The sequence below is a fragment of the Edaphobacter modestus genome, from assembly GCF_004217555.1.
Classification (GTDB): Bacteria; Acidobacteriota; Terriglobia; order Terriglobales; family Acidobacteriaceae; genus Edaphobacter; species Edaphobacter modestus.
Genome location: NZ_SHKW01000001.1, coordinates 3109456 through 3123549 on the forward strand (window position 1 = coordinate 3109456; position 14094 = coordinate 3123549).

Annotated in this window: 11 protein-coding genes; 10 read left to right on the forward strand and 1 reads right to left on the reverse strand. The window is 55.0% G+C overall.

Annotation, left to right across the window (positions count from 1 at the left end; all coding sequences use genetic code 11):
• Window positions 1–171: 171 nt before the first annotated feature.
• The gene (locus tag BDD14_RS13105; RefSeq protein WP_130419188.1) at window positions 172–1461 is read left to right on the forward strand and encodes an MFS transporter; all 1290 of its coding nucleotides are present in this window, start codon (window positions 172–174) and stop codon (window positions 1459–1461) included.
• Here BDD14_RS13105 and BDD14_RS13110 read toward each other — a convergent pair.
• Window positions 1450–2208, reverse strand: coding sequence for a GntR family transcriptional regulator (locus BDD14_RS13110; protein WP_130419189.1), 759 nt, complete (start codon window positions 2206–2208; stop codon window positions 1450–1452). The two genes, BDD14_RS13105 and BDD14_RS13110, sit on opposite strands and share 12 nt — an antisense overlap.
• A 398-nt stretch (window positions 2209–2606) precedes the next feature.
• On the opposite strand from BDD14_RS13110, the gene BDD14_RS13115 reads away from it, so the two are divergent.
• From BDD14_RS13115 to nuoE, 9 genes are all read left to right on the forward strand, one after another.
• The gene (locus BDD14_RS13115; protein ID WP_165420058.1) at window positions 2607–6017 is read left to right on the forward strand and encodes a TonB-dependent receptor; all 3411 of its coding nucleotides are present in this window, start codon (window positions 2607–2609) and stop codon (window positions 6015–6017) included.
• Window positions 6018–6176: 159 nt separating this feature from the next.
• Window positions 6177–8087, forward strand: a complete 1911-nt coding sequence (locus BDD14_RS13120; protein WP_130419191.1) for an FG-GAP-like repeat-containing protein — start codon at window positions 6177–6179, stop codon at window positions 8085–8087.
• A gap of 396 nt (window positions 8088–8483) precedes the next feature.
• On the forward strand, window positions 8484–9134 hold the full coding sequence (locus BDD14_RS13125) for a DUF2950 family protein (RefSeq protein WP_165420059.1): 651 nt from the start codon (window positions 8484–8486) through the stop codon (window positions 9132–9134).
• A complete protein-coding gene (locus tag BDD14_RS34480) occupies window positions 9067–9207 on the forward strand; it encodes a hypothetical protein (protein ID WP_423201795.1) in 141 nt (46 codons plus the stop codon). Before BDD14_RS13125 ends, BDD14_RS34480 begins: the two co-directional genes overlap by 68 nt.
• Window positions 9208–9630: 423 nt before the next feature.
• A complete protein-coding gene (locus BDD14_RS13135; protein ID WP_130419194.1) occupies window positions 9631–10032 on the forward strand; it encodes a hypothetical protein in 402 nt (133 codons plus the stop codon).
• A 780-nt stretch (window positions 10033–10812) separates the two neighbouring features.
• Window positions 10813–11187 carry an NADH-quinone oxidoreductase subunit A gene (gene ndhC, locus BDD14_RS13140; RefSeq protein WP_130419195.1) on the forward strand — a complete coding sequence of 125 codons (375 nt, stop codon included), beginning with the start codon at window positions 10813–10815 and terminating at the stop codon, window positions 11185–11187.
• 16 nt (window positions 11188–11203) lie between these two features.
• A complete protein-coding gene (locus BDD14_RS13145) occupies window positions 11204–11842 on the forward strand; it encodes a NuoB/complex I 20 kDa subunit family protein (protein ID WP_130419196.1) in 639 nt (212 codons plus the stop codon).
• Between the two features lie 17 nt (window positions 11843–11859).
• Window positions 11860–13605, forward strand: a complete 1746-nt coding sequence (gene nuoC, locus BDD14_RS13150; protein WP_130419197.1) for an NADH-quinone oxidoreductase subunit C/D — start codon at window positions 11860–11862, stop codon at window positions 13603–13605.
• A 24-nt stretch (window positions 13606–13629) separates the two neighbouring features.
• Window positions 13630–14094 carry an NADH-quinone oxidoreductase subunit NuoE gene (gene nuoE, locus BDD14_RS13155; RefSeq protein WP_130419198.1) on the forward strand — a complete coding sequence of 155 codons (465 nt, stop codon included), beginning with the start codon at window positions 13630–13632 and terminating at the stop codon, window positions 14092–14094.

Consider the following 14094-nt stretch of genomic DNA (forward strand, 5'->3'; position numbering starts at 1 on the left):
ACTTACATGTGTAGGTTCTACTCTCGGTAGCTCGATTACGTCGATGGCGCTAATCGTCAATAAGGGATAATCCTGATAAATGTCGACATAAAAGCATTCGATCGTCTATAACGATTGTGCTTGCCGAACCTCCGGAGCCGTACAGCCAGGGCCACAATTACAGGAGAAGCCGTGCCGAAATCAGCGTCGTCCAACACGCGCACTAAGTGGATCACTATCGGACTTCTATGGTTCGTCTTCCTGTTCAACTACGCTGATCGGCAGGCTATCTTCTCCGTCTTCCCCCTAATCAAGACGGAGATGCATCTCACTGATGTCCAGCTCGGCATCCTCGGCTCCTGCTTTATGTGGATGTACGCTCTGTGCGGTCCTTTCACCGGATGGATAACCGACCGGTTCTCGCGCAAATGGCTGATCCTCGGCAGCCTTATCTTTTGGTCGGCCGTGACTGGAGCGACCGCCATTGCACACACATATCAAAGCATGGTCTGGTGCCGCGCACTCGGCGGTCTCGGCGAGGCCTTCTACTTCCCAGCCGCCATGTCCATGATCAGCGATTACCACGGCCCTTCCACGCGTTCGCGCGCGATGTCGCTGCATCAGACCGCCGTTTATGCCGGCAGCATCGCTGGGGGTTCCATCTCCGCACTCGTCGGCCAATACAGCGGCTGGCGCTCGAGCTTCATCTTCTTTGGCGGCTGCGGCATTGCGCTGGGCATTATCCTCATGTTCTTACTGCGCGAACCCCGGCGCGGACAGTCCGAACTTGCCGCTGATCGCCAGCCACTCAAGACATCCACCGCGCAGGCCCTTCGCGAGATCCTTGGCAATCGTATGGTGCTGCTACTCATCGGCATCTTTATGGGAGCGAACTTTGTGGCGGTCGTCTTCCTCACCTGGCTGCCCACCTTCCTCTACAAAAAATTCCACATGAGCCTCTCAATGGCAGGCCTCAACGCCAGCCTTTACCTGCAGGCCGCGTCGTTTCTCGGTGTGCTCTGCGGCGGCTACCTGGCCGACCGCTTCTCGCGCCATCACGGCGGAGGCAGGCAGCTTACTCAGGCCATCGGTCTTTTACTTGGCGCTCCGTTTCTTTTCCTTACCGGATGGACGCTTTCCATCCCCGTGCTTGTTCTTGCCATGATTGGCTTTGGTTACTTCAAGGGCCTCTACGACGCCAACATTATCGCCGGCATCTACGACATTGTTGCCATTCAAAATCGTGGCACTGCTGCAGGTATTGCCAACTCGCTCGGATGGCTCGGCGGTGGCCTCGCACCCATTATCATCGCCCTCGGATCGGCAAAGGTTGGCATGAGCGCGTGTATCAGTGCCACTGCCGCGATCTATCTCGTTATTGGCCTGCTCACGCTGGTCGCCTCACGACGACTCCGTGGTACGCGCGACCCTATAGATACAGTGACGCCTCTATGGCCCGCAGCTGACACCTCAGAGATTTAGGTCCGAATAGCTTCGCTCGATCGCGCTTGCCCGCCGATTGCGGTCGAACTCATCCAGCCTCTCCTGCCGCGATATCTGAATATGCTCTGCAAGACGATGCATCGCCAGCTCCGGGTCTTTGCTCACAATCGCCTCAATAATCGCCGCGTGCTGCCCGTGAATCTTACGTAGCTTCTCCGCGCCATAACCCAAACGCCGCATTGCAAAGATGCGAATCAGCAGCCTGGTCTCGTCCACAATCTTGCGTATGCGCGGGTTGAACGAAAACGCCATCAGGAGGGTATGAAATCCGCGGTCTGCCGCAACGAAACGCTGCATCTGCTCCGTATTGAGATAGGGCTCACCTGTGGCCTCGAGCTCATCCACAAGCGACAGGATGCCGTCCGACAGCTGCTCAAGTCGCTTGATATCTTCACCAGGAAGCTGCTCGCGCGTGACCTTCGCAATTACGTAGACTTCCAACGCCTCGCGCAGCTCGTACAGGTCCACGATGTCCTCGCGCGTTAACCGCACCACTACCGTGCCGCGGTTCGGCGCCTGCTCTAGTAAGCCTTCAGATACGAGCTGACTAATCGCCTCGCGGACCGGGGTACGGCTGCTCCCAAGCTCTTTGGCAAGCAAAAGCTCCGAGATAGCGCCGCCCGACGGAAGATCACCTGAGGCAATGCGGCTTTGAATGTACTGATATGCCTTCTCGCGAATGGTGTAATTCGATTTGCTCGGTCTAGCCTTCGTCTTGGTTCTCATGAAGTTCCAGAATATCGACTTTCCTGTACACGAGCAGCATACACAGAATTTTCAATCACCCTTCAACCTCTCCAAGCTGCATTGTGTATGCAATATGTCTACACCGCTATGAGCAGATATTCTGCAAGTATTTAATCTTCGACCTGCCTAGCGAGATACGCAACTAAGTACACTTGTAGCAATAAGTTACAGTTATTTATAAAGGATGGATACTGACCGAAAATACTATTGCTTTACCACTCTCTATCAAAAACCTGAGAGGCGATCGCATATTTTGTATCCGATATGTAGACAAGAAATATGCAGATGCGTATAGTTTCGTGCGAAACAACTCCGTGTCCGCGTGGGCGGTAAATTTCAGAGCTGACGCGGCCGCAGCGATGCAAGAGGGAACGTCTATGAATAATCTACGAGTCGGTGCGACAACGCTAGATAAGGTCTCCAACCTACGTGAATTCAACTGGAAAGTCTGCTGCAAGGCGGTCTACACGCTGGCGCTCATCGTCATCAGCACCGTCCTCGTCTCGGCTCAGGTTAATTCCACTGGAACTATCTCAGGCCGCGTCACCGATTCGCAAGGAGATGTCCTCAACGGCGCAGCGGTCTCCATTGTGGAGCAGCTGACCAACGTTGAAACGAAGCTCACGACTAGCAACTCGGGCTTCTACTCCGCCGGCTTCCTCAAGCCGGGCACCTACTCCATCAAGATCAGCGCCACCGGCTTTGATAGTGCGCTTAGCAGCGGTCTAACCCTGCAGGTAGGCCAGGTGCTAAACCAGGACTTTACGCTCAAGGTAGGTCAGGTCACCGAAACCGTCAACGTCTCAACCGGTGCTCCTCTTCTCAATACCGAATCCGGCGAACTTGGCAACGTCATCTCTCACGAGCCCGTGATTCAGCTGCCGCTCAACGGCCGCAACTTCTCTCAGCTCGCCCTCCTGGTCCCCGGCGTTAACTCGGGTTCAGTCGGTGGCGTCCGCGCCTCTGGAGGCGGCAACGAGACCCAGCGTGCCGGAACCTCGATCACCGCCAACGGTGCACGCGGCAGCTTCAATCTCTACATGATCAACGGCATCCAGAACGTCGATCAATCCGTCGGTACCGCGAAGGTCTTTCCAAACCTAGAAGACATTCAGGAGTTCAAAGTGCAGATCGGCAACTCCGACGCACAGTTTGCCGCAGGCGGAGCGGTTGTCAATATCATCACCCGCTCCGGAGAGAACAAATTCCATGGATCTGCATTTGAGTTCTTTCGCAACTCCGCGCTCGATGCACGTGGCTATTTCGATGCCGCCAAGCCAATCTTTCAGCAGAATCAGTTTGGCGGGTCGCTCGGCGGTCCAATCAAGCGCGACAAGCTCTTCTTCTTCGGCGACTATCAAGGACTGATCACCCACACCGCGCCAACTGGCATTGCCAGTGTGCCCACCACGGCAATGCGATCGGGAAACTTCCAGGGCTTTGCAACGATCTACGACCCCGCGACGTATAACGCGACAACCAAGACCCGCACACAGTTTGCGAACAACCAGATCAATCCATCACGATTCGATCCGGTCGCGGTGAACCTACTGCAGATATTGCCTCTGCCAAATCTGCCGGGCAATGCGAACAACTTCCGCTTCAATAACCTGCTGGTCAATAAGCAGAACCAATATGACGTCCGTGTTGACTACGTAATCTCGCCGAAGGACAGCATGTTTGCTCAGTTTACGAGCGGGACCGCCGACGTGACCTTTCCCAAAACTCCGGTGAAGATTAACGGTGTCTTCAATCCGCTGGCCTTTGCCTCCGGCGCTGGGGTCGGGGCGAACCGCATTAACCATGCGCCAAGCCTGCAGGCGACATTGCAGGAGACACATGTATTCTCCTCAGCGCTGGTGAATGAACTGGCCGTGGGATATACACGGTTCGATCTGCGCGTAAACCCGCTGGACCAGGGATACAACACGGCACAGGCACTCGGTCTCCAGGGCGCCAATACAGCTTCGAACACGGACGGCTCCGGCATGTCGAGCCTGACCATCTCTGGTTTCACTGGCTACAGCGCGAGCTTTCAACCCGAAATTGTTCCTCAGAATACGATCCAGATCTCCGACAATGTCATGCTCAACTACGGGGCTCATACCTTCCGTTTCGGTTTCAGCGGAGTGCATAACAACTTCGGATTCAATCAGCTCTCGGCCCCCTCTGGTGCTTTGAGCTTTAGTGGAGCCTATACAAATAATGGTTCCTCTGCAGGTGGCTCGGGCTTTGCCGACTTTCTTCTCGGCGTTCCTGTGAGTTCGACCAAGTCAATCCTCCCGCAGGGCATGCCTTATGTCAGCTATACCGACTTCGGCGCGTATGGTCAGGACACATGGCGCCTCACACAACGCCTCACGTTGGTGCTCGGCCTGCGCTACGATCTCTTCACCTCTCCCATCGATCGCAAGAATCGCATCTCGAACTTTGTGCCTGACGGAGGCACGATCTCGCAGGTTGCTGGCGGCACGGGAAAGGTGGTGCTTGCCGACCAGGGAGGATACAGCCGCGCGATCATTCAGACGCGCAAGCTTAACTTCACCCCGCGCGTCAGCCTCGCGTACAAACTCGGGACCAAAACAGTTCTACGCAGTGCCTTTGGCGCTTACTTCTTCGACGAACAGGGAACCGGATCTTCCGCACGTCTCTTCTTGAACTATCCGTTCGCCCAGACGTTTAGCACAACCTGCTCATCGACCGTTACCTGCCTCAGCACATCCACCGGCATTCCGCTGTCGCCTTCAGCGAGCAACGTGCCGGTCGTCGTCTACTTTCCACTGCAAAACCCAACTCCTTACGTCAATCAGTGGAACCTCACCCTCGAGCATCAGGTTACGAACTCTCTTGTTGTACGCGGTTCGTACGTCGGTTCGAAGGGAACTCACCTCGGCATAGCTATTAATGAGAATGTGCCGATCCCCGGACCTGGAAACGTCCAGACCAATTCGCCCTATCCTGCTTACTCGACGATCCAGTCCTGGGAAAATCGTGGCGTTTCCAGCTACAACGCTCTCCAGCTCTCTGCTGAGCAACGCGCATGGCATGGGCTGCAGTACCTCGCCGCATATACCTGGAGCCGCAGCATCGATCAGGGCTCTGGTGGCAATTCATCGTCCAGTGAATCGCGCATCAACATCCAGAACCCTCGCAACCTGGCCGCTGACTATGGTCTGTCGGACTTCGACCATCGCCACCGTTTTACCCTCAGTCCTGTCTACCAACTTCCATTCGGCCGCGGACGGCAATATGGTGGAAGCGTGAATGGGTTTGTCGACGGTCTGATCGGCGGCTGGGACCTGACTGGCATCGTGACACTGCAGAGTGGTGCTCCGTTCTCCGTCTCTATGGCCTCCAACGCCTCGCTCAACACCGGCACATTCCTTCGGCCTAACCGCATCTGCAACGGCAATAAGCCCGGCGATCAAAGGACGCTGACGGCTTACTACGACATCAGCTGCTTCGTGAACCCGAGCGAATTTGATCGTCCACTCCATCGGTCCGTCTGGGATACATCCTCACCATTCTGTTCGCAAAATAAAACTGCCGGGCGAGTTGAAACAAGGAGGATACCTGCATTGCCAATGGTCGGATCAACGTACTCTACCTGCGCGTGTAGGTGCCCAACCAACAGGGCAGCGCCGAGAATGGCGATCTTGAAACTGTCAATACGGCGAATCAGATTTCGACAATCCTGGCGATTCTCACTGTGTACTCCACAAAACGCTTTGCTGGAACGCACTAGTCATATAGTTCCGTCGAAGAACAGACATTTCAATTGCGTTTGACCATATCCCTAGCTCCGTCTTATACTTGCCGTCGCACAATAAGCATCATATCGTGCACCATACGCAATATTTAATTAATCCAAAAGTGGCCCGATAAACCGCGAAAGCGTTCCTACGGTGTTTTTGGATTCTGAGATGTAATGAGTGTGAGGAATATTCATGAAGAAGAATCTGTTGCCTTTGCTCACAGTATTGTTCGCAACGGCCGTCGCTTTTTCATCCGGCCCTTCCTTCATGCCTGATGTCAAATTTACCGGGTCCACGACCAAAGGCTGGCATACGCTTGGCCATGCGACGTGGAGTGCCGATGCAGGAACTATCACGGGAACACCGAGCGATGGTGGCAGCGGATGGCTGGTGCTCGACAAGTCCTACCAGGACATCAGCCTTTACACGGAGTTCCGCTGTGAGGAAGGCTGCGAGGCGGGCGTTCTTTTGCGTGCTGAAAAGACGCCGGATGGAGGCATGAAAGGCTTCTATGTCTCACTGAGCGATTCGTCGTTGACTACATACTCTGTAACGATCGGGCCTGGCGGAGAGATCGAAAAGCGCGACAAACTGGCGCGCGGCGGTCTGCTGGCTCGCGTGACGCCCCCGCCCTCGCAATCGCAGGGTGATAACAGGCCAAGGCCACCGACATCGAATGTCGATCTTCCGCTAAAAGCTGCAGACACCTCGCTTCGTCCCCACGAATGGAACAGTGTAGAGATATTCTTCGACGCCAATACAGTCAGGTCGTTTCTCAATAATGGACATCAGCAAGGCGCAATCGCCGAAGACGGCGGCTATGGACCTATTGCGCTATATGCGGGCGGCAAAGGTGCAGTGCATTTTCGCGGGACTGCTTACATGGACATGTCGCTGAAAGTGCGCGATGAAGAGAAGCTCGGGTCAGGCTTTCGGAAGCAGCGACTCAACGACTTCTATTATTCGTGGGGTACGGCGGCTGCCGATTTCAACCACGACGGCGTGCTCGATGTTATTTCCGGGCCATACATCTATTACGGCCCTGATTACCGAAAGTCCCGTGAGATTTATTACGCCCTCAGTTCCAACCCGACAACTGAATTTGCAACCAACTCCACGATGGAGTTCGCGGCAGATTTCAATGGAGATGGATGGCCTGATGTAATCACAGTTATGTTTGGCGGTGGCCCCGGAGTGCAGCTCTACATCAATCCAAAGGGTGAGAATCGGCGCTGGCAAAAGTTTGAAGTGGGCACTGGCGTTCAGAGCGAGATTGCGGTTCTGCGGGACATCGATGGCGATGGAAGGCCGGAATTGGTTTATTCCGGAGATGGGCGCGTGCGATATGCCAAACCCGATGCCTCCAATCCTACAGATAAGTGGACAGTACACAACATCTCGGAAAACGGCTATGGAGCGAGTCACGGTATAGGCGTTGGCGATGTAAACGGCGACGGCCGCATGGATATTGTCAATCCATATGGATGGTGGGAACAGCCAGCAGTAGGAGCTGATTCAGGAACGTGGACCTATCATCCAGCTGCCTTTGCCCATTTCGGACGAGGGATGATGGGGGGCAGTGTTATGGCTGTCTACGACGTGAACGGAGACGGGCTCAATGACGTTGTCACCTCGCTTAACGCACACGGCTGGGGGCTCGCCTGGTATGAGCAAAAGCGGGATCCGCAGGGCAAGATTACCTTTGTCGAACATATGGTAATGGATGACTTCTCAACAAAGAACGCCGGCGGCGTCACATTCTCAGAGCTTCATGGCACAGGCTTTGCCGATGTCGATGGTGATGGGATCCCGGACTTTATTGTCGGCAAACGTTATTTCTCTCATCTCGACACGAATCTCGACCCGGACCCACGAGGCGCACCCGTTCTCTATTGGTATAAGACGGTTCGAAACCGTCAGGAACCGGGTGGAGCGGAGCTCATTCCACAGCTGATCGATACACATAGCGGTGTCGGATCGGATGTGCTGGCAGTCGATCTCAATCACGATGGTGCAATCGATATTGTGACGTCTACGCGATTCGGAAGCTTTATTTACTGGGGAACTCCACGGCATGTCGCAACGGCTCAGCGAAAGAAATAGCCGCGGTTCAATTTCGAAACCATTGCGTCGATAGGAGATTTTGAACGATGAACTCGCGAGACGACGGATTCGCCAACTCAGAGAATTTTTTGCCGGGAAGGCGTGCCTTCATCGGAGGCCTTGCAGGCGCCACCGCGGGATTTGCTACGTCGCTGGCATGTCCAGCACAGGAGGCGCCGGTATCGAAGAGATTGCGGCCTGTGACGGCGTCCGATAGCTCAACAGTGGCGGAGACAAGCGCTGGTAAAGTGCGTGGTTTTGAGCATAAGGGTATTTAGGTCTTCAAAGGTATTCCTTATGGGGCTCCCACTTCGGGCCGTTAATCGCTTCATGCCACCCGCGAAACCTGAGTCCTGGACAGGCGTACGTAGTGCTCTCCGCTGGGCGCTGGAAGCGATGCCATTATCTCGTCCGGACAGCGTCGCAGATGAGGCGGCGCGTGACCGTTTTCTTGCCAAATATGACGCTAAGCACGCTCTCGTAGAATCCGGATCGCATCAGTTCACACTCAATGTTGGAGCTGACGATTGGCCGCTGCCGATTCCACTCGTTGACAATGCGGGCAAATGGTACTTCGACGGTGCGGCTGGTCAGCAGGAGATCGTTTACCGCAGGATCGGCAGTAACGAATTATCCGCGATCGAAGTTTGCAAGGGAGTCGTTGCCGTTCAACGCGACTATGCCGCATCCTCACACGACGGACATTCGGCAGGGATTTATGCGGAGCGCGTTGTCAGTGATGCAGGGAAGCAGAATGGTCTCTACTGGGAGACGAAGTCGGGCGAACCGACAAGTCCGGCCGGAGCCATGCTCGCCCAGGCAAGCCGAGAAGGCTACGATACCTCCGGAAACAAAACTCCTTACCATGGCTATTACTACCGCATGCTCAAGAACCCGGGAGGGTTTGCGTTTCTCGCTTACCCGGGCCCAGTATCGCTCCAGCGGCGTCATGACCTTTGTCGTCACCCAGGATGGTGTCATCCAAGAAAAGGATCTTGGCCCGCAATCCAGCGAGATCGTGGGAGGCATCGGACAAGATCAAATTGACAGCACATGGAAGCAGGTTGAGGAAGACAGCCGGGTACTAGAAATGTCTGTGCTTGAAACGCCCGGGTTTTAGCTCAGAGTTACGCCTGGGTGAGGCGTAACGCATGAGTTCCTGCGTCGTCCTCACAGAAATCCCGGGTTATTGCAATAGAGTTACCAGCGGAACACGGCGCGTCTAAGGGCTCAAGGAACGCAGCAGCGAAAGGTCCGAAGCGATCCCGTATGAGAAATTGGACACCTCACTCGCTGAATCTGTGCAGCCATATTGAGAAAGTTTTTCTCAGATGATTCACTGTCAGAGGGCAAGATAGTGGGTGGCAACGGTGGCTTGTCTCGATTCGAGGAAGCCAACACAATTCCAACTATAAATATCCCGAGCCATCCAAAAGCCGTGTTTGTGATTTTCAATCTGATTCAGAAATCGGTGATGCCGATCAACAGCGCTTTATCGTTTCTCCCGTCGCGCTCTGTAGAATGTCTCCCATGAGGAACGGCGATGATTGCTTTGCTGGCTGAGGGCGTTCCTGCCGAATGCATGGTGGGCACATTCAACTCTCATGGATGGATGGCACTTGCTGTCACAGGTGTAGGCCTGGTAGGTGCCATTTACTCTTTGTCCAAGGGATTTGAATGGCTCCGCGAGGAAGCGGATTGCAAACGTGACCAAAAAGAGGCACCTGACAGACGTACAGCGAAAAACTGGCTTCTCGGTTTATGGGTTTTGCTCCCACCTGCATGGTTTTTTATCGAGTACATTTTCCTCTATAGGCACTTTGGCAAACCTGCCTGCTTTGAGTCGTTCAAGTATGCTCAAGAACTAGCTGGCAAGGGATGGGCTGGCATGGTCGCCGTCCTCAGTGGCCTCTATTTCGGCAAGGAAATCCTTGGCAAAGAATGACTCCGCATATCTCAGAGAGAAAGTAAACACGATCCAAAACGGAAAGCTCCCGGACCTCAGAACATTCGAGAATCCGGAGTGCCCTAGGTCGTTAAGAACCTTTGTATCTACTTCCGTGTTTCACTCTGCTGCGGACATATTTTCCTGCACCTCTTGCAATCAGCGCCCCATTTGGGGAGGAAAGGCGCTACGCGTGGATAGCCCAGATGCAAATCTGCTATGCAGACAACCTTCGAAAGTCATTTCTAACTAGATCCACTCAAAGGATGCGGGCCGCCGGTACGATGCAACGGCGCTCCTCGCATGACGCGATAACAGCCACACTCGGAATGGAAAAGAAACACACCAGAGCGATCGTCGGAACTTGAAAACTGAAAGACGTCCCGTCATTTGGGCTGCGGACGTTGGCCAGCCAATCCTCTTTATTTCGATTGTTATCAAGGATTAACCGCGGAAATCCGGCTTGCAAACCTCTGATTTGCGATGGATTGCTATTTATTTAGCAAGTCGCGTCGTTCCTTAATCGTCTGAATGGTCGGTTGAGTTGCTTGCAGAAGATCCCATATGGGGGTGCCCTTCGCGTCGGAAATAGACCTGGTCACGCGAAATATATTCAGTAGCCGTGCGAACTGGCAAGGAGTCCGCCCTGAAGATCATCGGCGATTGCGTCGGACAACCGGTGCGTTTACGACATACGTCGACACATCTTGCCACCCTCCCCTCGTCTAATCTATACTCGCGCGTCAGTGCAGCGCAGGCGGGTTGCATCGAGGCAGGACCATGAACTTTTGGCCACTGGCAGTCTACGTCGTCATCGTCGGCATGCTTGTTATGGCCATGTTGAGCCTGTCCTTTGTCCTGGGTCAACGGCACCATGATCGGGCCACCGGTTCCCCGTATGAATCTGGCATCCTCTCAGAAGGTTCTGCGCGAGTGCGGTTCTCGGCAAAGTTCTATCTGATCGCGATGTTCTTCGTTATTTTCGATCTTGAAGCGGTGTTTTTATTTGCCTGGGCGATCGCTGTCCGAGAAACCGGATGGGCTGGTTACGCCGAGGCACTGCTGTTCATCACGGTACTGCTCGCGACGCTCCTCTATTTGTGGCGCGTCGGCGCTCTTGATTGGAGACAAGGAAGCAGACGGATGGTGAGTTAGCAACAGGCGGTGTGCCATGCGCTGGTCGATCAGTCGGCCTGCTGATGCTCTGCAGGCTGAGAAGGCCGATGGGAACCTTGAGGAGGCGATCCGCCGCACTCTCGTTCTGTCCCGAGTGGACGATCTTGTGGCGTGGAGCCGCAAGAACTCTGTCTGGCCGTTCAACTTCGGCCTCTCCTGCTGTTTCGTGGAGATGGCCACAAGCATCACAAGCAAATATGACATCTCCCGGTTCGGTGCTGAAGTGATCCGTGGTACGCCACGGGAAGCGGATCTTATGGTGATCGCGGGTACGCCATTTATCAAGATGGCACCGGTCATCAAGCGCCTCTATGAACAGATGATGGAGCCGCGTTGGGTCATTTCCATGGGGTCATGCGCTAATTCCGGCGGCATGTACGACATCTACAGCGTGGTGCAGGGCGTAGATAAAATCCTCCCGGTAGATGTCTATGTCCCCGGATGTCCGCCTCGGCCCGACGCGTTTCTCGAAGGCGTTCTGTTATTGCGCGATGCGATAGGAAAAGAGAAGCGGCCCCTCAGTTGGGTCATCGGGCCGCAAGGAGTGCAGCGGCCTGATATGCCTTCGATGCGTGATACGAAATGGGCACAGCGGCAATCGCTTACTGTGCTCCGGCCCCCCGATAACGTTTAGCCGTACCGGCGGTGTGAATGATGTGCAGCCTTCTCGTCGATCAGGAACTACGGAATGAACTCGGTCCTACGGCTGCACCCCAGCCTGTCTGCGACGCAGTTCCGACGTTCTGGGTTTCGAAGACCGACATCCATGAGGCCATTCGCTCGCTCCATTCGAGTATTCCAGAACCGTACAGAATGTTTTATGACGTTACGGCAATTGACGAACGCGGCCGCACGCACCGCGACGGCCAGCCGCCGAGTGACTTCACCGTCGTTTACCACCTCTACTCTCTTGAACGGAACGAGTATGTTCGGTTGAAGGTCGCGCTCAACCAGAATCAACTCTCACTCCCCACGATCACTGACATCTGTCCTGCGGCCAACTGGTATGAGCGGGAGGTGTGGGACATGTTTGGTATCGTCTTCGACCAACATCCGCATCTGACGCGCATTCTCATGCCAAGGACGTGGTCGGGACATCCCTTGCGTAAGGACCATCCGGCACGAGCCACGGAGATGGGCCCCTTTACTCTGCCTGACGAAAAGCAGGACGCCGAGCAGGAAGCATTGCAGTTCCGCCCAGAAGAATGGGGCATGTCGCGACAAGACGAGGATTCCGATTTCATTTTTCTGAATGTTGGTCCGCAGCACCCCGGCACGCACGGCGTTCTGCGCATCATTCTGCAGTTAGATGGCGAGGAGATTGTCGATGCTATCCCCGACATAGGCTTTCATCACCGCGGCGCCGAGAAGATGGGCGAGCGCCAGACATGGCATACCTATATCCCGTACACCGACCGCGTGGATTATCTGGGCGGGGTGATGAACAACTTTGCGTACCTGATAGCGGTCGAGAAATTGGCGGGCATCACCGTGCCTCCGCGCGGAAATATGATTCGGGTCATGATGGCGGAGCTCTTCCGTATCATCAGCCATCTGGTGTGGTACGGCACATTCGCACAGGATCTTGGCCAGATGTCACCCGTGTTTTATATGTTCAACGACCGCGAACGAGCGTTCGGCATCGTCGAAGCGGTCTGCGGTGCCCGCATGCACCCCAACTGGTTCCGCATTGGTGGTGTGGCTCAGGACCTGCCAAACGGATGGGACCGCCTGTTCCGAGACTTCCTGAACTACCTGCCGGCCAGGCTCGACGAATACGATCGCACTGTCATGCGCAACCGTCTGTTCAAGGCGCGCACGCAGGGTATTGGAAGCTGCACGGTAGAGGAAGCAATTGAGTGGGGAATGACAGGTCCGAACCTGCGCGCGTGCGGTCTCGATTGGGATTTTCGCAAGAAACAACCCTATGCCTGCTACGACCAGCTCAAATTCGATATACCTGTTGGCCGCTCGGGAGATTGTTACGATCGCGCGACCGTACACGTCGAGGAGATTCGCCAAAGCCTCAGGATTATCCAGCAATGCGTCGATGAAATGCCGGGCGGCCCATGCAACGCGGACCATCCGCTGGCCACCCCGCCGCCAAAGCCGCGAACCATGCACGATATCGAAACGCTCATCCATCATTTCCTTGGCGTGAGCTGGGGTCCCGTGATTCCGGCCGGCGAAGCCATGGCGGCAATCGAAGGAACCAAGGGCAACAACGGCTACTACCTGATAAGCGATGGAGGCACTGGTTCCTATCGGACTCGTATTCGCGCCCCATCGTTTGCACACATGCAGATGCTGCCGCTGCTGTGCCGGGGATTGATGATCCCGGACCTCCTGGCGATTCTGGGAAGTCTTGATTATGTGCTCGCGGACATAGACCGGTGAAGAAAGCATGAGGAGGAGGAAGCGATGCTGACTGCGGAGGAACGTGAGGAGATCGAATCGAAACTTGCCGACTATCCGAACACCCAGGCCGTCGCTATCGAAGCGATGCTGATCGTTCAACGGCACCAGGGATGGGTATCGGATGAAAAACTGCACGATCTCTCAGACCTCCTGCGGCTTTCCGTTGCCAACCTGGACGGCGTAGCGACGTTTTACAACCTGATCCGCCGGAGGCCGGTGGGACGGCACGTCGCACTTATTTGCGACAGCGTCTCGTGTTGGATCATGGGCTCTGAACGGATGCGGGATCGCCTCTGCGACAGGCTGGGTACATCGGTAGGCGGCACAACTTCCGACGGGCAGTTTACTTTGTTGCCCATCGTTTGCCTGGGAGCGTGTGATCACGCTCCAGCCATGATGATTGACGGCACGTTACATGAGGATCTAAACGAACGGAAGATCGAGGAGATATTGGCGCAGTACACATAG